The sequence below is a fragment of the Pelagihabitans pacificus genome, from assembly GCF_009371985.2.
Lineage (GTDB): Bacteria > Bacteroidota > Bacteroidia > Flavobacteriales > Flavobacteriaceae > Pelagihabitans > Pelagihabitans pacificus.
Genome location: NZ_VIKU02000001.1, coordinates 954,269 through 972,713, shown reverse-complemented (window position 1 = coordinate 972,713; position 18,445 = coordinate 954,269). Strand labels below are relative to the sequence as shown.

15 protein-coding genes and 1 pseudogene are annotated in these 18,445 nt (G+C 45.9%); 9 read left to right on the top strand and 7 right to left on the bottom strand.

All coding sequences use genetic code 11. The features are described 5' to 3' along the window. Window positions 1-217 precede the first annotated feature (217 nt). The 5 genes from FK220_RS04340 to FK220_RS04320 all read left to right on the top strand — a co-directional run bounded on the left by FK220_RS04340 (window position 218) and on the right by FK220_RS04320 (window position 6,294). Window positions 218-388: a DUF6747 family protein gene (locus tag FK220_RS04340; RefSeq protein WP_166204757.1), complete on the top strand. Its 171-nt coding sequence runs from the start codon at window positions 218-220 to the stop codon at window positions 386-388. A gap of 223 nt (window positions 389-611) precedes the next feature. Continuing rightward, complete coding sequence (gene dinB, locus FK220_RS04335) at window positions 612-1,826, top strand: DNA polymerase IV (RefSeq protein WP_152573040.1); 1,215 nt, start codon at window positions 612-614, stop codon at window positions 1,824-1,826. 201 nt (window positions 1,827-2,027) lie between these two features. After that, entirely contained in the window at window positions 2,028-5,036 is a 3,009-nt protein-coding gene (locus FK220_RS04330; RefSeq protein ID WP_152573039.1) for a DNA polymerase III subunit alpha, read from the top strand. 82 nt (window positions 5,037-5,118) lie between these two features. Next, the gene (locus tag FK220_RS04325) at window positions 5,119-5,559 is read left to right on the top strand and encodes a BLUF domain-containing protein (protein ID WP_152573038.1); all 441 of its coding nucleotides are present in this window, start codon (window positions 5,119-5,121) and stop codon (window positions 5,557-5,559) included. 351 nt (window positions 5,560-5,910) lie between these two features. Beyond that, the gene (locus tag FK220_RS04320) at window positions 5,911-6,294 is read left to right on the top strand and encodes a hypothetical protein (protein ID WP_152573037.1); all 384 of its coding nucleotides are present in this window, start codon (window positions 5,911-5,913) and stop codon (window positions 6,292-6,294) included. Between the two features lie 21 nt (window positions 6,295-6,315). Here FK220_RS04320 and treF read toward each other — a convergent pair whose 3' ends face one another. The 3 genes from treF to FK220_RS04305 all read right to left on the bottom strand — a co-directional run bounded on the left by treF (window position 6,316) and on the right by FK220_RS04305 (window position 10,321). Beyond that, complete coding sequence (gene treF / locus FK220_RS04315) at window positions 6,316-7,914, bottom strand: alpha,alpha-trehalase TreF (RefSeq protein ID WP_152573036.1); 1,599 nt, start codon at window positions 7,912-7,914, stop codon at window positions 6,316-6,318. 43 nt (window positions 7,915-7,957) lie between these two features. Beyond that, window positions 7,958-9,136 carry an acyl-CoA dehydrogenase family protein gene (locus tag FK220_RS04310; RefSeq protein ID WP_152573035.1) on the bottom strand — a complete coding sequence of 393 codons (1,179 nt, stop codon included), beginning with the start codon at window positions 9,134-9,136 and terminating at the stop codon, window positions 7,958-7,960. A gap of 93 nt (window positions 9,137-9,229) precedes the next feature. Then, complete coding sequence (locus tag FK220_RS04305) at window positions 9,230-10,321, bottom strand: aromatic ring-hydroxylating oxygenase subunit alpha (protein WP_152573034.1); 1,092 nt, start codon at window positions 10,319-10,321, stop codon at window positions 9,230-9,232. 82 nt (window positions 10,322-10,403) lie between these two features. Between FK220_RS04305 and FK220_RS04300 the strand changes: the two genes are divergently transcribed. Next, window positions 10,404-11,717 carry an amino acid permease gene (locus tag FK220_RS04300; RefSeq protein WP_152573033.1) on the top strand — a complete coding sequence of 438 codons (1,314 nt, stop codon included), beginning with the start codon at window positions 10,404-10,406 and terminating at the stop codon, window positions 11,715-11,717. A gap of 12 nt (window positions 11,718-11,729) precedes the next feature. Then, on the top strand, window positions 11,730-12,608 hold the full coding sequence (locus FK220_RS04295; protein WP_152573032.1) for a dimethylarginine dimethylaminohydrolase family protein: 879 nt from the start codon (window positions 11,730-11,732) through the stop codon (window positions 12,606-12,608). Between the two features lie 4 nt (window positions 12,609-12,612). On the opposite strand, the gene FK220_RS04290 is transcribed toward FK220_RS04295, so the two are convergent. Beyond that, window positions 12,613-13,272 carry a tRNA1(Val) (adenine(37)-N6)-methyltransferase gene (locus FK220_RS04290; RefSeq protein WP_238718890.1) on the bottom strand — a complete coding sequence of 220 codons (660 nt, stop codon included), beginning with the start codon at window positions 13,270-13,272 and terminating at the stop codon, window positions 12,613-12,615. A 176-nt stretch (window positions 13,273-13,448) separates the two neighbouring features. Between FK220_RS04290 and FK220_RS04285 the strand changes: the two genes are divergently transcribed. Further along, on the top strand, window positions 13,449-14,666 hold the full coding sequence (locus FK220_RS04285; protein ID WP_238718889.1) for a CHRD domain-containing protein: 1,218 nt from the start codon (window positions 13,449-13,451) through the stop codon (window positions 14,664-14,666). Window positions 14,667-14,738: 72 nt separating this feature from the next. Here FK220_RS04285 and FK220_RS04280 read toward each other — a convergent pair whose 3' ends face one another. From FK220_RS04280 to FK220_RS04270, 3 genes and pseudogenes are all read right to left on the bottom strand, one after another. Then, complete coding sequence (locus FK220_RS04280; protein WP_152573030.1) at window positions 14,739-16,172, bottom strand: sulfatase family protein; 1,434 nt, start codon at window positions 16,170-16,172, stop codon at window positions 14,739-14,741. Between the two features lie 84 nt (window positions 16,173-16,256). Then, a complete protein-coding gene (rimM, locus tag FK220_RS04275) occupies window positions 16,257-16,784 on the bottom strand; it encodes a ribosome maturation factor RimM (protein WP_152573029.1) in 528 nt (175 codons plus the stop codon). A gap of 199 nt (window positions 16,785-16,983) precedes the next feature. After that, a pseudogene (locus FK220_RS04270) lies at window positions 16,984-17,571 on the bottom strand (30S ribosomal protein S16); the annotation flags it as partial. 283 nt (window positions 17,572-17,854) lie between these two features. Between FK220_RS04270 and FK220_RS04265 the strand changes: the two are divergent. Beyond that, window positions 17,855-18,310 carry a ferritin-like domain-containing protein gene (locus FK220_RS04265; protein WP_152573027.1) on the top strand — a complete coding sequence of 152 codons (456 nt, stop codon included), beginning with the start codon at window positions 17,855-17,857 and terminating at the stop codon, window positions 18,308-18,310. The last annotated feature ends 135 nt before the right edge of the window (window positions 18,311-18,445 follow it).

Here is an 18,445-nt window from a genome sequence, read left to right as displayed (position 1 = left end):
TTCATACCTCGAACTAAATCACCCGTGCTTTTCCGAAAATGGTATGAAATGTATGAAAACACGTTTTTTAGAGCAATGGCGATTAGGTTGTTCTTTTCGGGAAAAGAAGTAGTTTGTCCGGTTTTTTGATGTCTTTGACCAATATTTAAGCCCGATTTTAATCCTAGCACAACTCTTGGTATCCAATGGATATGTGTAACGATTAAATGAAAAGGATATGAAAACGACATTACTTATTAGGGAAATTTATTTGGAAGGATTTAGGAATTTGGGACATTACCTACTCAAAAACTATATGAAAGCATTCGCATGGTTTAGTTTTGTCCTGGTAGGCGTAGGACTGTATGCGTTGCTATTTAGAATGTTGACCGGTTTTGCATTTGATTAGGGACGTCTCGTACAGCTACTTGTCATATGGGTTACATAAAAGGATGATTGCCAAGTGGCACATCGTACCTTGACCATCATGAAAGGCCTTCGGTACAATCCGAGGGCTTTTTATGATTTTATATATTGGAAATATTCCAAAAAATAGGAAATATTCCATATATTAGCTATCCGATTTTTGGATAGCCGATGAATTCGCATTTGCTATCCTTTTTAGGCTAGCAATGACCAAAACCATCTTACATATCGATTTGGATACGTTTTATGTATCCGTGGAGCGGCAGCTGAACCGTGAACTACAAAATAGGCCTTTATTGGTCGGCGGCACGGGCGATCGTGGGGTCGTAGCGGCCTGTAGTTACGAGACCCGAGGCTTTGGAGTGCACTCGGGCATGCCCATGAAGATGGCCCGGGAACTCTGTCCCGAAGCAGTGGTCATTCGTGGCAATGCGGGTACTTATAGCCAATACTCCGATGTAGTCACTGAAATTATCAAGGAAAAAGTGCCCCTCTTCGAGAAATCGAGTATCGACGAGTTCTATGCCGATCTGTCGGGAATGGACCGCTTTTTTGGGGCTTACAAGTATGCGACCGAGCTACGACAAAAGATTATAAACGAGACCGGCCTCCCGATTTCCTTTGGGTTATCGGTCAATAAGGTGGTTTCCAAGGTCGCCACCAATGAGGCAAAGCCCAACAATCAGTTAAAGGTCGATAAAGGTTGGGAAAAACCCTTTTTAGCCCCTCTATCCATCAAAAAAATACCGATGGTGGGTGATAAGACCTACCAGACCCTTCGGAATCTGGGCCTGCGACAGGTGCGTACCGTACAGGAAATGCCGATGGAAGTGATGCAGCGTGTGCTTGGTGCCAACGGCACCGTCATCTGGAAACGCGCCAATGGAATGGACAATACCCCCGTTATCCCCTTTTGTGAGCGGAAGTCGATTTCGACCGAGCGCACCTTTGATCGCGATACTATCGATGTACACAAGTTAAAGGGGGTTTTAATCGCCATGACCGAGAATTTAGCGTACCAACTGCGCCGAGGGGAGAAGCTCACGGCCTGTATCTCGGTGAAGATCCGTTATTCCGATTTCAATACGTATTCCAAGCAGTTGCGCATTCCTTACACCAGTGCCGACCATATTCTGATCCCTAAAATCCTGGAATTGTTCAAGGCGTTGTATAATCGGCGGTTGCTGGTGCGATTGATAGGGATTCGTTTCAGCCATTTGGTAAGTGGTAACTATCAGATCAATCTGTTCGATGATACCGAGGAAATACTAAACCTGTACAATGCCCTGGATACCATTCGGGAACGTTATGGCGATAAAAGCGTTATCCGTGCCGCGGGCCTAGGGGCAAAAACCATTGGCCGAATGCACAACCCCTTTAATGGGCAGCCACCTGTGGTGTTGGCGCATCGGAAACAGTAATCGGTAAGCAGTGAGCAGTTGGCAGTGGCAGGGAAGGTTCAATCCTCGATTTCGCTCAGGGCGAGGGTTCAATATTCAATTTAGTTCCTGCGTTCCGGGTCGTACTTGAATTTGCGTTTGAACTTGAGTTTGAATTTGCGTTTGAACTTGTCACTCGCGCTTGAACTTAAAAAGTCTAATATCTAAAATACAACATCTAACATCTATTTAAATTGTCACACATATTACAGCCTTCGCTACGGTACCTTTTCGGAGGAGGAGCTTTTGCGATTGGCGCAAGGGAACCAGGTAGCCCAATTGGTATTGACCGATATCAACAATACCTCGGCATGCCTCAATTTTGTCAGGAAGGCCCCTGAATTTGGTATCAAACCCTTGTTGGGTGTCGACTTTCGCAACGGGGTCGATCCCTGTTATGTTGGAATTGCCAAGAACAATGAGGGATATTTGGAACTGAATAATTTCTTATCGGAACACCTACACCGGGAAAAGGAATTTCCGCCCGTTGCCCCCTGCTTTGAAAATGCGTATGTCATTTATCCTTTTGAGAAGGTACTGCTCCATGAAATAGCATCCTTCCGGGAACATGAATTCATCGGTATTTCCGTTGCCAACCTCAAAAGATTGCGTTTTTCGAAGCTTGTTGGTTTCAAGGAAAAACTGGTAGTTCAGCAGCCCGTTACATTTCGGAACAAGCGAGACTTTAACGCCCATCGGTTGTTACGTGCCATTGATAATAATACGTTGCTGAGCAAGCTATCGATTACTGAGCAAGCTAGTGAGGAGGAGAAGATGTTCCCTATTAAAAATCTGGCGGCGGTCTTTGCCGAACACTCCTTTATATTGGAAAATACCGAACAACTATTAAACGCCTGTAGCATCGAGTTCGACTTTTCCGAGGGACGGGAACCGCAGAATCTAAAGACCTATACCGGAAGTAAGGAGAAAGATGTAGTATTGTTGGAAAAACTTTGCGAAGAAGGCCTGCCCTACCGCTATCCGGAAGGGGGAGATGCCGTGAAAGCGCGTTTGGACAAAGAATTACAACTCATCAAGAAAATGGGTTTCGTCTCCTACTTCCTGATCAATTGGGACATTGTTTCCGAAGCGAGGAGAAGAGGTTTTTACTACGTAGGCCGCGGTAGCGGGGCAAACAGTATTGTCGCCTATCTGCTGCGTATTACCGACGTGGATCCCATGGAGCTCGATCTCTATTTTGAACGGTTCATCAATCTCTATCGGGCCAATCCGCCCGATTTTGATATTGATTTTTCACATCGCGATCGGCCCATCATGACCGAGTATATTTTTAAACGGTTTCAACATGTGGCCCTGTTGGGTACTTACGTTACGTTCAAATGGAAAGGCATGGTGCGCGAGTTGGGAAAGGTATTCGGACTCCCCAAGGAGGAAATCGATGCCTTGTCCGACGGTCATTTTCAAATGTCCCGTTTAGACGGGGTTTCCTCCTTGGTAGTCAAATACACGCGACTGCTCGAAGGCATGCCCAATTATCTGAGTATTCACGCAGGAGGTATCCTCATTAGCGAAAAACCCCTACACTGGTTTTCGGCCACCCATTTACCGCCCAAAGGGTTCCCCACCACCCAATTCGATATGGTCATCGCCGAGGATGTAGGGCTTTACAAGTTCGATATCCTTGGGCAACGGGGATTGGCGAAAATCAGGGAAAGTATGGAAATCCTGGAACGGGATCGTCCGGAGGACTTTGCCAAAATCGACATACATGACATCAAGCGGTTCAAGGAGGATTCTAAAATCAACGACCTGATCAAGACTGCGCAATGCATGGGCTGTTTCTATGTAGAGTCGCCCGCCATGCGCATGTTACTCAAAAAGTTGGAGGTCGATAACTATCTGGGTCTCGTAGCCGCTAGCTCCATTATCCGCCCCGGGGTCGCTAAAAGTGGTATGATGCGGGAGTATATTCTACGGCATCGAAACAAGGGTAGGGCCGAGGAAAAGGCACATCCTGTGATGTTGAATATTATGCCCGATACCTATGGGGTGATGGTCTATCAGGAAGACGTGATAAAAGTGGCCCACCATTTTGCCGATCTTACCTTGGGTGAGGCCGATGTATTGCGCCGAGGGATGAGCGGTAAGTTCCGTTCCCGGGAAGAATTTCAAAAAGTAAGGGAGAAGTTCATCGACAACTGTCGAAAAAAAGGCTATGGCGACGAACTGATTTTTGAGATCTGGGACCAGGTGGCCAGCTTTGCCGGCTATGCCTTTGCCAAGGGGCATTCCGCTTCGTACGCTGTTGAAAGTTATCAGACGTTGTTTTTACGGGCCTACTATCCATTGGAATATATGGTAGCGGTGCTCAACAATGGCGGGGGCTTTTACCGCTCCGAGTTTTATATCCATGAGGCACGTATGCTGGGGGCTACGATCCACCCTCCTTGTATCAACAGCAGTTTTGGAACCAACCGTCTTTATGGGAAACAACTGTATCTGGGCTTTGGGTACCTCAAAGACCTTGAAGCCCGGGTAACCGAGCGGATCCTGAAGGAGCGTATCCTGAACGGAATCTTTCTTTCGTTGGAAGATTTTCTAGATCGGGTCTTGATATCCATTGAACAGTTGGGCATCTTGATCCGCATCGATGCCTTTCGGTTTACCCATACCAATAAGCACGAGCTCTTATGGAAAGCCCATCTATTTTTAGGAAAGTCAAAAAAAATCGACCATCCCAAGCTGTTCGCTCCCAAGCAGCAAGATTTTCGAATCCCCCGGTTGCATACCACAGACCTTGAAATGGCCTTTACGCAGCTGGAACTGTTGGGTTTCTGTTTGTGTAGTCCGTTTGAACTGTTGCAGGAGCCCCCGATGAATGCCAATGGCAGTAAAGACCTGGCACGGTATCTTAATAGGTATATCGATATTTACGGCTATCTGGTTACGGTTAAGAACACCAGCACCCACAATGGTAAAAAAATGCATTTTGCGACTTTGGTCGATCAACAGGGCGAGGTGTTCGATACGGTGCTCTTCCCACCAGTGGCGGCAAAGTACTTTTTTAGGGGTAGGGGGGTGTATCGCTTTTATGGCAAGGTGGTCAGTGAATTTGGTTTCTTGAGTATCGAGGTAATCAAGATGCGCAAGGAAGATTATGTTCAAGATCCCAGGTATGCCGACATGAAAACGGCCAATCGGGAACTGTTCCTGAAGAAGGATAGTAAATAAATATCAATCCCGAACGGTTCTTTATATTATGTTTAATGAAAAATGAGTATCTTTCAACGTATTACCAATAGGACTACCGCTTATGTTTAGTCTCGTATATCGCTCCAAGGCACGTCCAGGGTTTGGGCAATCGAATATCCAAGACATGTTGGAACATTCACGAACTGCGAACAAAGCGAATGGCATCACCGGATGTCTGCTATTTTATCAGGGAGAATTTCTACAATATTTGGAGGGAAGTCAGATCAAGGTGCTTCGGCTTTTCGATAAGATCAAGGAAGATGACCGGCACACCGATATAGAGGTGCTGGCGCATGGCGATATCGAATCCAGGGAATTCGATAGTTGGGAAATGGCGTATGAGAATTTTATGGGGACCAACCATCAATTGCAATACCTGATTTTATTAGTGAGTTCCTATATCGAGAATCCCGCCAAACCCATGGACCTGAATCCAACCTCCAGTAGTTTTTGGAATACCGTCGCCAAACTGCTCAAGGCCAAGTCGACCCAAAGCTACTAAGGCAATCACCACTTCGCTCGTTCGTTCCCACGACAGACCTTGGTTTTCTTTTTTTTACATCAGAGTTGACCAAACATTTTTATTACTAAAAAGAGCCCTATCTATAAAGACGGGCTCTTTTACGAGAACACTATATGAAAATGAAAAAATTTACGTTTCGTTGATTACGGTGTAAACATACCAACAAGGTTCGAGGGAAGAAAAAAAATGATGTGTAGCCCTTATATTCTGTGGTGTGTTTCTATGTTTTTAGTGGTTTGGGATTATTTTTTTTCGAAAAAATCGCTTGGGCACGATACTTGTGCCACAAATAGTACGTTATAGTAATGGAGGTACCACCACTTAAATGAAATGAAACGAATAACCACCTTACTTCTTGCCGTCCTCTTGATGGCCTCTTGTTCCAAAGGCAGCGATGATATCGTTAATGTAGAATTGGAAGGAAAATGGGAATTGACCAATGCGTTTTGTTTTTGCTTTTTCGACCCTGACACCGATTTTTCGGTGCATGGTATTTCCTTTGAGGGCAGCATGCTTACAGTAACAAATTCCGAAGAACTCCGATTCTTGGGAGCTTCCGGTACCTATTCGTATGCCGCCGACGGAAATTTGATTACCCTTGAAAATGGCAATCAATACCGTTATGTGATAGAAGATAATGTTTTAAGGCTTACTTATGTAGACAATCCCGATATCGCGGATGATGAACTGGTATTGGAGTACATTCGGGATTGAACATGTTGAAAGGGCTGTTTCTTACTTCTTTTCCAGATGGGATTTTAAGGCCAAGTACACCCCGTTGCTCCAGCCAAAACCATCCTGAAGGGGATATTCTCCCCCTCCGGCCTCAAGACCCATATCCTCCACATTGTATTTCTCGACGAATTTCCCCGTATTACGGTATACTTTTTCGTTTAAGGCCACCCATCTTTCGGCAATGGTACGGGCCAAATCATGATGCCCGTAATTTTCAAGACCAATGATAGTCATCCATTGCAAAGGCGCCCAGCCATTGGGTGCGTCCCATTGCTCTCCGGTATTGTTCAGGGTGGTGACGACCCCTCCCGGCTTCAGAAAGTGTTCCTTAATATAACCGGCTACCGCGTCGGCCTGTATTTGACTGGTCATTTTAAAGTACAACGGATACACCATTGCCAACGATTGAACACCAGTTCTTTGTTGTCGTACCCAGTTGAAATCCTCATAAATCCCCTCCTTGGCATTCCAACAATAGGTATCCAAGAAGGTGGCACGATTCGCCATACTAGTTTTTAAGGCGGCTACATAGGCTGCATCATCGGCATAGCATACCGTCAACACTTCTTCAAGTCCGTAAAGCAAGGCATTTAGGTCTACGGGAATAATATCGGTGGTTTCGATGGTCTCGATATCCTTTTTATTGGCAAACCACCGCGAGGTATAGTCCCAGCCCGATTCGGCCCCTGAGCGCAAATCCCTATACATTTTTTTACCCCCTGCGAGTTTTTGTATTTGGAAGAAGTCCTCCCGATACGATTCCTGCCTCGGGGTGTCCCCTGAATCATAATACCGGTTTACGATCCCGTTCGGGGTGTTCACGCAATGCCTGATCGGTTGATTGGTGGCCATACGGCCATCCATCCAGAATTCATACTCCTTTTTTAAGGCTTCCTTATATTTTGTGTAAATGGTATCCCCTTTTTCCTTGGCCAACAGTTTTACCATCTGCGCGAAAAAGGGAGGTTGTGACCGGGTGATGTAGTACGTCCGATTTCCGTTGGGGATATGGCCCACGGTTTCAATGAGGTGCGCGAAATTATCGAGCATGTTCCCAATCAATTCAAATTCACCACTTTCTACCAATCCGAGCATGGTGAAATAGCTGTCCCAATAGTACACTTCGCGAAAACGGCCGCCGGGAACAATGTAGGGTTTGGGTAAGGGAATCAAGGTGCTGCCTTCTTGATTGCTGTCCGATTCCCGTTTTAAAACCGGCCACAATACCTTCACATGTTCTACGGCCGATTTATTGGGATCTGATTTAAAATCGGAAGATACGGAAGGTGGAATATCAAAATGGGATGCAACAAATTGTTTTAGATCAAAGCCTTCCTTCTTCTTTTCCGTATTGTATTTGACCCGTATCTCCTCATAGGGGTATTTCGCGGTACAATCTACAAATGTTTTGCTGTCTGGGAAAACCTCCTGTAATTGCACATCGATGAATAGACTGCCCAGTAGAACATCCGGGGGCTGTACTCCTTTATTTGGTTGACTTACGAAATGTTCCGAGGAGGTCGATGTCTCGGCTTTTTGATTGGTTTCGGTCTTGCACGAAACGAATAGCAGAAAAAGAAATGCTAAAAAGTATCTCATAAGGAATCATCAAAGGTGTTTGACGATGCCAAAGTATTACTTTTTATTGAAATGCGGGCATTCCGGTGATATCGGCGCCGGTGATGAGTAGGTGAATGTCATGTGTTCCCTCGTAGGTAATCACACTTTCCAAATTCATCATATGTCGCATAATACTGTATTCACCGGTTATCCCCATACCTCCTAGAACCTGACGGGACTCCCTGGCGATTTTGATGGCCATTTCCACGTTGTTACGCTTTGCCATGGAGATTTGCGCAGTAGTAGCTCTCCCTTCATTTTTTAATTGCCCCAAGCGAAAGGCCAATAACTGTGCCTTGGTGATTTCAGTGATCATTTCGGCCAGTTTTTTCTGCTGCAACTGTGTGGCCGCAATCGGTTTACCAAACTGGACCCGCTCTTTTGCATAGCGAAGAGCCGTATCATAACAGTCCATCGCAGCTCCAATGGCACCCCATGAAATGCCATAACGGGCAGAATCCAAGCACCCTAAGGGCGCGCCCAATCCGGTCTTATTGGGAAGTAGGTTTTCCTTGGGCACTTTTACATTGTCGAATATCAATTCTCCTGTGGCAGAGGCGCGCAACGACCATTTGTTGTGGGTCTCCGGGGTGGAAAACCCTTCCATACCTCGCTCCACAATGAGTCCGTGAATGCGTCCTTCCTCATTTTTTGCCCATACCACTGCGATATCTGCAAAAGGGGAGTTCGAAATCCATAACTTTGCCCCGTTCAGAAGATAATGGTCACCCATATCTTTGTATTTGGTTTCCATGCCGCCGGGATTGGAGCCATGGTTGGGCTCCGTAAGACCAAAACAACCCATTAACTCCCCGGTGGCCAGCTTAGGCAAATACTTTTTACGCTGTTCTTCCGTACCATAGGTAAAGATAGGGTACATGACCAGGGAAGACTGTACCGAGGCGGTGGAACGTACCCCACTATCGCCCCGTTCGATTTCTTGCATGATGAGGCCGTAACTTATTTGGTCCAAACCTGCACCACCGTACTCCTCCGGAATATAAGGCCCAAAGGCCCCTATTTCGGCCAAACCTTTCAAGATTTGGTTTGGAAATTCTGCTTTTTGGGCATATTCCTCGATGATGGGTGACACATCCCGCTTTACCCACTGGCGAGCCGCATCGCGTACGAGTTTATGTTCTTCCGATAGTAAATCGTCAAGTTGGTAGTAGTCGGGTGCTTCGAACAAGTCGGGTCTCATAGCTGAAAAAATTTTAGCAAAGGTAAGAATGAAACGTAACATGGCATGGGTATATTGTTACCTTTTTAATCCATGTTCCGGTGAAAGGTCGTACTAAACGGTATTCAAAAAATTAGCCAATAGGGAATGAAAATGGTGTACTCCTTTTTCCCTGGTTGGGGAGAATCGACCTGCTTTGTAAAATCTGGAACGAACACCTTTCTGCACCCCATGAACAACCTTCTCGTCTTCGAGTTCGACCTTGTCCAAGATGGCTCCCGCTCCTTGATCCAGTTTAGAGGCGTCCCATACATAGCTGAGGAACGATACTTTCGTGCGACTTGTTCCCAAAGGCTGCACCAGATTTATCGAAAGGCCCCAAGGATAAAAGTTGAACATCATATTGGGAAATACCCAATAGTAATACGCCGCTACTTTTTTGCCATAATCCATATGCCCTTCCGGTAGATCAAAAACATGTTCGCTACCTTCCGAATACCCTATCTGTAGATTCATGTATGGATGCAACACCGTATCATAGTCTCCGTAATCCAATACCGCATCCAGGTCTTCATGCACAAAGGGAATATGGAACCCCTCTAAATAATTATCGCAATACAGGGCCCAATGGGCGTCGACAAAATAGTCCTTACTTCGGCTTATGTCCAGTTTGAATTCTTCCAGAGGGAGAAAACCGACCCGGTTGTTCATACCGTCGATGACCTGTTGAAAATCGAAGGAAGGTTCCAGCCCGGCGAACAGAAAAGGGCCCCAATGTCGCAAAGGGAACCGATACAAGTGATCACAGGGTCTTGGAAAATCCCGGGTCTCCTTGAATTCGGGCATGTGTTCAAAACTACCATTCAACGAAAAACGCCTTCCATGATAGCCGCAAATCAATTTCTTTGTTTTTCCTGTTTGATCGACTACTAAATTACCACGGTGGGTACAAACATTACTCAAGCAATGTAAATGCCCTTCCGAGTCTTTGGTCAAAACCATGGGTTCGGTCAAAAAACCATCTAAAAGCACAAAGGGGTGGACGTTGGCAGCTTCATTTAACATATTCTCATGCCCGATCCACTGCCATGATCGATAAAAAATGGCCTCTTTGAGTTTCTCGAAGACCTCGGAGTCTCGATAAAATGAGGCCGGTAAGGTCTCGGCTTTGGTAATGTCCTTATCGATATGGAAGGGCTTTGACATGATTTTTTTATTTGTACTTTGGGGCGTAGCTTACCAAATGTAATTATTTAGAACCGAACATTAAACCAGGGGCAAACGAATAATGAATTCTAAGAAGGGTAAAAAGTTAGGCCTTTGGATGAGCACTTCCCTGGTGATAGGGAATATGATAGGGGCGGGCGTATTTTTAATGCCTTCCGCCCTGGCTAGCTTTGGGGGTATTAGTATCATAGGATGGCTGGTTTCCTCATTGGGCGCATTGCTTTTGGCAATGGTATTCGGCAAGCTTAGCACCATGGTCATTAATAAAAGTGGCGGCCCTTATGCTTTTGCCAAAGTAGGGTTTGGCGATTATGTAGGTTTTCTGGTAGCCTGGGGATACTGGATCTCCGTATGGGTTGCCAATAGTGCCATAGCGGTTGCCTTCGTAAGTGCCTTAAGCGTTTTCTTTCCAATCTTGGAGCGAAATCCGCTAGTGGCGGTTCTGGTTAGTCTTTCTGCAATCTGGGTTTTGACTTGGGTCAACACGAGGGGTGTGCGCACTTCGGGAAAAATCCAAGTGGTAACCACCATGCTCAAACTGGTACCCATAGTAGTCATAATCATAGGTGGTTTCTTCTTTTTTAATTTCGATAATTTTATGCCTTTCAACAGTAGTGGCCAATCGTCTTTTTCCGCTATTGCCGTCACTGGTACCATGACGCTTTATGCTTTCTTGGGCCTGGAAAGCGCTACGGTGCCCGCAGATAAGGTTGTAGATGCGGAAAAAACGATTCCAAGGGCTACTATTTTGGGTACCATCGTTACAACGGTCATCTACATACTGAGTACGATAGTGGTGATGGGCATGATACCCTTGGACCGGTTGGCGGAATCACCCGCTCCCTTTGCGGATGCCATGCAAATCATGAGTGGCAAGATAGGTGCCGAATTCGTGGCCGCCGGTGCTGCCATTGCTAGTTTTGGAGCCTTGAACGGGTGGATATTGATACAGAGTCAGGTGGCCAGGGCCACGGCGCAAGATCGACTATTCCCCAAAATTTTTAGGAAAGAAAATAAGATGGGAGTTCCTGTTTGGAGTTTGATTATTGGAAGTGTTTTGAGCTCCATACTCATACTAATGAATTATTCGGAGGGTTTGGTAGCTCAGTTTCGATTTATGATATTGCTATCGACCCTATGCTGTTTGGTTCCCTATCTATTCTCTGCGGCGGCCTATGTTTCTATTGCTGTTCATCGTTCTTCCAAGGGAAATTCCGTTATCAGTATTTTTGTATTGGGGAGTTTGGCCTTTGCCTATGCCCTATGGGCCATTTACGGAGCCGGCGAAAAATCGGTTTTTTGGGGATTTATACTGCTGCTTCTGGGAACGCCTTTCTATGTATGGATGAAATGGAAAAATAAAGATGGATATTAAAAGAAAGTACCCATGAAGTTCACCTGTCACTCCGAGTACGGAAAATTACATTCGGTTTATATTAAATCCGTGGAGGCGGGTTTTGTAGGACGCCAAAAACTGGATAAGGAGTGGGAAGCTCTGCATTATACTTCCATGCCAGACTTTGAAAAGGCGAAGGAGGAGTATGCGATCTTTCGCAAAATTTTGGAACAATCGACCAGGGAAATCCATTATTTTACCCAGGATGGTTCGGTGACCATTGATGCAATCTACTGCCGGGATGCATCGATTGCAACAGACTATGGGATGATACTGTGTAGGATGGGTAAGACGGATAGAATGCCCGAACCTGCTGCGCAGCGAGCTGTTTTGGAAAAAAACGGACAAAAAATATTGGGAGCTATCGTATCGCCCGGTACCTTGGAAGGAGGTGATGTTGCATGGATAAACGACCGTACATTAGCCGTTGGACTTACCTACCGCACCAATGAAGAAGGCATCAGGCAATTGAGGCAATTCCTTTCACCTTTTGGAGTAACCGTGATCAGCGTAGACCTACCTCATTACAGGGGCGCCGAGGATGTATTTCATCTCATGTCGATTTTCAGCCCAATAGATAAAGATCTAGCAGTGGTCTATTCGCCGCTTATGCCCATTCGATTTCGAAATTGCCTATTGGATATGGGATTCGATTTGGTAGAGGTCGCCGATACGGATTTCGATAGCATGGGATGTAACGTGTTGGCATTGGCGCCACGAAAATGCCTTATGGTGAGCGGTAATCCGATGACCGAAGCCGCGTTACGAAAAGTAGGTTGTGAGGTCATTACCTACAAAGGGGAGGAAATTAGCTTGAAGGGCGGCGGCGGACCTACATGTCTTACGAGGCCTATTCAAAGATTGTTATAAGGGGCTATAGCTTCAAATAAAATTCCCGGGTAAGGGCGATGTATTCAGGGGTATACTTATGGCGTTCGATTTCAAGGGTCAGTTCATCAAACCGGGTCTCCGTTTCCAAACGGCATAGTTCCAACAAACTTCTTTTGATTTTTGATGTGGGGGTTCCTCTTACACGGGTAATACGTTTTGGAAAGAGATTGACGCTTAGGGCCAATCCTAAAAAATCGGCTTCCTCCTTAAAGGGAATAATCGTTGCAAATACGCCGTTTTCGGAAAGTAGTTTTGAAACGGCGTCCAGGAGCTGGTCAAAGGGTAGCGACTGGCTTTGCCGGGCGACATCCCTGGCTAGATTACCGCTCGAGACGTTCTCTGGATAGAAGGGTGGATTGGAAACGATGAGGTCATAGCACTCTTCAATCTCGTCGACAAATTCGTCAAGGCCGGCATGGTAGCAGAATAAACGGTCGCTCCAAGGGGAAGCTTCAAAATTATCCACGCACTGCTCGTAGGCGTTTTCATCTATTTCGATGGCATCAACCACCTCGGCAGCGCTACGCTGTGCGAGCATCAACGCGATGAGGCCCGTTCCGGCCCCGATATCCAATATCAACGTAGGATTGTTGTCCAAGGAAGACCAAGCCCCCAATAAGACCCCATCGGTACCTACCTTCATCGCGCAACGATTTTGATTTACAGTGAATTGTTTGAATGAGAAGCGATCAGACTTCATAAGGGGCATATTGGATATGTGTTCAATGTCCAATAATTTTTCTATAGCGGCAAGATTTTTTTGAATTGGGCTAATGGGGCTGGTGTAGAAAACATAGCTTCCTACAAAAATAATATATTATGAAAAGATATTTGGAAAAGCTTGCAACCATGACCTTTGGAGTCATGATTTTATTTTTTGTATCCTGTAGCGACGACGACGACCAGGGCGCGCCAATAGATCCCGTAATCGGTGATACCAAGGTGTATGAGCTTCGGTCAGTGACCGATCCCGACATATCGGGAACAGCTACTTTTGCGGATAATGGCGATAACTCCGTCACGGTAACGATAGCGTTGGTGAACACTCCTGATGGGGGACAGCATCCGGCACACATCCACTTTAATACGGCGGCCGAAGGTGGTGGTATTGCAGTAACCCTTGGTACAGTGGACGGAACCACTGGTGAAAGTGAGATTACCTTTTCGGAATTGGATGATGGTACCCCGATTTCCTACTCCGATTTATTGACCTTCGACGGTTACATTAACGTACATTTAAGTGCCGACGATTTGGACACTTTGGTCGCACAGGGCGATATTGGTGAAAATGAATTGGGCAATGAGTCGGTGACGTATGATTTGGGTAGCGTCGCTGTTGAGGATATTCAGGGAACCGTCACATTTACAGAGCGAACGAACGGGCAAGCTTTGGCAGAAATTAGCTTGGAAAATACCCCTGAAGGAGGTATACATCCCGCGCATATTCACTTCAACACGGCTGCCGAGGGCGGCGCGATCGCCTTCACCTTTAACCCTGTGGACGGTACGACGGGCAAAAGTTTCACCAACGTAGAAGTACTGGACGACGGTCTCACCGCCTTTTTATATGATGATGTTGTTGGATATGACGGGTACGTTAACGTGCATTTGAGCGCCGATGATTTGGGAACATTGGTTGCCCAAGGCGATATTGGACAAAATGATCTAATGGAAGACACCAAGACCTATACGCTGGCCACAGTGGATGTGGATGGCATTGAGGGTACCGCAACCTTTACCAAAAGAATCAATGGGGAAGCATTGGCTGTTTTAGAGCTGGTCAATACCCCTGAGGGTGGTGAACATCCGGCCCATATACACATGAATTCCGCAGCGGAAGGCGGCCCGATCGTTTTTACCTTTACCCCGGTCGATGGGGACAGTGGTACGAGCAAAACGAATGTGAGCGCGCTGGATGACGAAACTAATTTTAGATATGATGATGTATTGCAATACGACGGTTATATCAATGTACACTTGAGTGCGGATGATCTAGCCACCTTGGTGGCCCAAGGCAATATCGGAAGCAACGAGTAACAATACGTATAGTTGATTTAAAAAAGGAAACCATCGCTTAGCGGCGATGGTTTTTTGGTGGTAACGATTTTCCTATTCTACGATTCCCGGTGGTCTGGTTTCCGTTCCTTCCAAATCCAACAAAGCATCCCCTAATCTCGTGCGCATGGTAGTGGCAAGCAGTTTTATTTTTTCCACCACTTCCTCATTCTCGGCGGCCACATCGTTGGTTTCGCTAGGGTCTTTTTCTAGGTCGTAGAGTTCGATTTCTTCTAAATCGACCATTTTGTACGTTCCTGGTAAACCATCTTTTCCAGGTTCCTGTCCCTCCATGCTGCGATAGGTGTGCGGAAAATAGAGCTTCCATTTACCGTATCGCACCCCGAAAAGCTCATTGACGCGATAATAAAAGAAATAGGCCTCCTGCGGACTCTCATCGCTCTCCCCGGTGAAGACCTTCCAAACACTTTTGCCGTCAATTGTTTTTTCGGGAAGTTTAGTGTCTGTTATTTCAGCAATCGTAGGGAGGATATCGATTGCCATAACCGGCACATCAATTGTTTTTCCTGCTGGTAGCTTGTCGAGATAGCGTATGATAAAAGGTTCTCGCTGACCTCCTTCCCAAGCCGTACCTTTTCCCTCCCGAAAAGGAAGGGCACTTCCGGCATGGTTGCCATAGGCCAACCATGGTCCGTTGTCCGAGGTGAAAATCACCACTGTCTTCTCGTCCAGGCCGTTTGTCTTGAGCGCATCCAGGATCTGACCCACCGACCAATCGATCTCCATTATGACGTCCCCATATAGCCCCCTGTTGGACTTTCCCTTAAACTTCTCCGATACGAAGAGGGGAACATGGGGCTGCGGATGGGGCACGTACAGAAAGAAAGGCTGATTTTTGTTGCTATTGATGAACTCAACACTGTGTTCGGTTATTTGGGTGGTGAGATTGGTTTGATCGGTCAAGGTGTCGATGACCTGTTCGTTGCTATAGAGCGGCAACGGACCAAAGTCAAAGACCGGGCCTTGTAGCGGGTGCAATGGCCACATATCGTTGGAGTAGGGAATGCCGAACCATTCGTCGAATCCGTTTTTGGTGGGAAGGAAATCAGGATGATCCCCGAGATGCCATTTCCCAAATATACCGGTTCGGTATCCCTTACCCTTGAGCATTTCTGCCAAAGTGGTTTCGGACGGATGCAATCCCTTATTACTATTGGGCATCATGGCGTTGTGAATACCGATTCGATTGGGGTAGCAACCGGTCAAGATTCCGGCCCTTGAAGCCGAACATACCGCTTGTGCCGCATAGTAACTTGTCAATTTGACTCCTTCTTTGGCCAATTGATCGAGATGGGGAGTAGCGATGTCATCGGCACCAAAGACACCTACATCACGATAGCCCTGGTCGTCGGTGAAAATCAAAACGATATTGGGAGGATTTTCAGGAGTGGATTCAAGGGACTTCGTAGCTTTTTCTCCACACGAGAAAAGGAGGATTATGGCAAAAATTAGGAATAGTCGGCGCATAGCATAACAGCCTTTGGTTTGCCTAAATATAAGCGAAATGGAAATGATTGGAAAAGTTAATTGGTTGCGGGCGGCATTTTGAATTCAACTCAAATACAGATCTACCAAGCCTTCGGGTGTGGTAACATGAATGGTCTTGTTGTCCCGGTCGACCTTTGTTATAATGTCATCGGTGATGGGAATCAATAGTTGCTTACCATCCTTATCGACTTCAAACAAGGCTTGGGTGGTAGTATCGTTGACCCCGGTGATGATTCCGATATCGCCATGAACCGAATCGGAAACGCCAAAACCGATGACTTCGTGAAAGTAGAATCGATTGCCCTCTAATTTGGGTAGAAAGGAAAGCGGCAGGTAAAGCTCCGATCCAATCATCTTGTCGGCTTCTTCTTCGGATGTCACTTCCTCGAAATCGATCCGTAACAAGGCCGACTTATGTAGTCGGCTTCTGGTAATAAAAAATGGAACCAGATTGTTTCGCATTGAAACGAATACTGATTCCATTTCTTCGTATAGTTCGGGTTCATCGGTATCGAGTTTTACGAGTACCTCACCCTTATAACTGAATTTTGAAACGATTTTACCGAGGTAGAAGCATTCTTCTTTTCGCATCCGTTTCGGAACTTGTTTATTCCTCCTCGCTCGAAGCTTCTTCGGCAGTAGGGGCAGGTTGTACCTCCTCGTCGCTAGCCTCCATTACTTCCTCAACGGACGGTGCTTTCTTCATATCCTCGTTCGCCGCCACGACTTCCTCTTCCACGACGGGTGCAACCGGGGTGTGGTCCGCATTCTCCTTATCGGGCTGGGGCACTTCCGGAGTTTCGACTACCTCTTCTACGACAGGGGCTGTTTCCTCTGATTGTGCAACCTCTGCCTCGGGGGCCGGGGCTTCTGCTACGGCCTCTACTTCAGCGGCTGCATCCTCTCCTTCAGGGGTGTCCGGCAATTCGGCCTCCGCGGCTGCCAGGGCACGTTTTTCGTTCGCTTCTTTCTCCGCTTTCAAAGCAGCCGCCCTCGCGTCTGCCTTCGCTTTATCCAAGTTTCCGACTTTGGCCTGAATTCTTCCTTCCTTTTCTTCCAACCAAGCCTGAAATTTCTTTTCGGCCTGCTCCTCTGTAAAAGCCCCTTTCTTGACTCCTCCCAATAAGTGCATTTTCATCAGTACCCCTTTGTACGATAAAATAGCCCTAGCGGTATTGGTAGGCTGAGCGCCATTTTGTAACCATTCCAAGGAATGATCTAAATTGAGGTCTATGGTAGCCGGATTGGTGTTGGGATCATAGGTGCCTAACTTTTCGAGGAATTTTCCGTCTCTTTTGGCGCGGCTATCCGCGGCAACGATCCAATAAAATGGTTTTCCTTTTTTCCCGTGTCTCTGTAATCGAATTTTAACTGGCATATCACATTAATTATGTAGGGTGCCCGACCCTCGGTTATTAATTCTTTAAGTGTGCTTTCTTTAAAGCGGATGCAAAGATAGGTTTTCTTTTTTGATGTTACAATGAATATGGAACGGAAAAAAAAGCCCTTTAATTGTTAAGGGATTTAACATTGTCCCAACAAAATGTTAAGATAACGCTAAACCCCCGTAAATATTAGGTTTTCCGGGAATTTTTGTTATCTTATAAATAGTTGTTATTGAAAAACAATAACCGTTATTAACTTAAATGATAAGAGATAAAATGAAGTATTCTGAAAAAGTTTCAAACAAATTAAATGAATTATTGGAAAAAACGTATGACGCTGAAAAGGGTTATAGGTTGGCCCAGGATAAGGTGGATAATCCATCCATCAAAAAGTTCTTCGGAGAACGCGTACAACAGCGCTATAATTTCGGACATGAGTTGAAAACCGAGATAAGTAGTTTCGGACAACTACCGGAAAAAGGCGGAAGTGTAAAAGGAAGCATTCATAGAACATGGATGAATTTAACTAGCTCCCTCTCCTCAAATGAGGAAGAACGAATGTTGGAAGAAGTAGCACGCGGCGAGAAAAAAACGGTCGAGGAGTACAATGAAATTTTAAACAATGATGAATTTGTATTACCAGAATCTACTAGACAGTTGCTGACAAGGCAGCGGGACGCTATTCAAGCTTCTATTGAAGTGGCCAAAAAATACGAAGAACTAGTATCCTAAAAATAGGATTAAGTTCCAAATCTAGAGAAAATCCGAGTGTGGGGACACTCGGATTTTTTGTGCGTTGATAACTCGTTAAAACTCTTCTTTTACAGGGGAGGCCGTTTTGTTATTTTTATAGGCTTCTAGTTAACG

What these genes read in the sequence shown, in the direction of transcription:
- FK220_RS04340 (WP_166204757.1), top strand. Translation starts at nt 218, where the DNA reads ATGAAAACGACATTACTTATTAGGGAAATTTATTTGGAAGGATTTAGG.
- dinB (WP_152573040.1), top strand. Translation starts at nt 612, where the DNA reads ATGACCAAAACCATCTTACATATCGATTTGGATACGTTTTATGTATCC.
- FK220_RS04325 (WP_152573038.1), top strand. Translation starts at nt 5,119, where the DNA reads ATGTTTAGTCTCGTATATCGCTCCAAGGCACGTCCAGGGTTTGGGCAA.
- FK220_RS04320 (WP_152573037.1), top strand. Translation starts at nt 5,911, where the DNA reads ATGAAACGAATAACCACCTTACTTCTTGCCGTCCTCTTGATGGCCTCT.
- treF (WP_152573036.1), bottom strand. Translation starts at nt 7,914, where the DNA reads ATGAGATACTTTTTAGCATTTCTTTTTCTGCTATTCGTTTCGTGCAAG.
- FK220_RS04310 (WP_152573035.1), bottom strand. Translation starts at nt 9,136, where the DNA reads ATGAGACCCGACTTGTTCGAAGCACCCGACTACTACCAACTTGACGAT.
- FK220_RS04305 (WP_152573034.1), bottom strand. Translation starts at nt 10,321, where the DNA reads ATGTCAAAGCCCTTCCATATCGATAAGGACATTACCAAAGCCGAGACC.
- FK220_RS04300 (WP_152573033.1), top strand. Translation starts at nt 10,404, where the DNA reads ATGAATTCTAAGAAGGGTAAAAAGTTAGGCCTTTGGATGAGCACTTCC.
- FK220_RS04295 (WP_152573032.1), top strand. Translation starts at nt 11,730, where the DNA reads ATGAAGTTCACCTGTCACTCCGAGTACGGAAAATTACATTCGGTTTAT.
- FK220_RS04290 (WP_238718890.1), bottom strand. Translation starts at nt 13,272, where the DNA reads ATGAAGGTAGGTACCGATGGGGTCTTATTGGGGGCTTGGTCTTCCTTG.
- FK220_RS04285 (WP_238718889.1), top strand. Translation starts at nt 13,449, where the DNA reads ATGAAAAGATATTTGGAAAAGCTTGCAACCATGACCTTTGGAGTCATG.
- FK220_RS04280 (WP_152573030.1), bottom strand. Translation starts at nt 16,172, where the DNA reads ATGCGCCGACTATTCCTAATTTTTGCCATAATCCTCCTTTTCTCGTGT.
- rimM (WP_152573029.1), bottom strand. Translation starts at nt 16,784, where the DNA reads ATGCGAAAAGAAGAATGCTTCTACCTCGGTAAAATCGTTTCAAAATTC.
- FK220_RS04265 (WP_152573027.1), top strand. Translation starts at nt 17,855, where the DNA reads ATGAAGTATTCTGAAAAAGTTTCAAACAAATTAAATGAATTATTGGAA.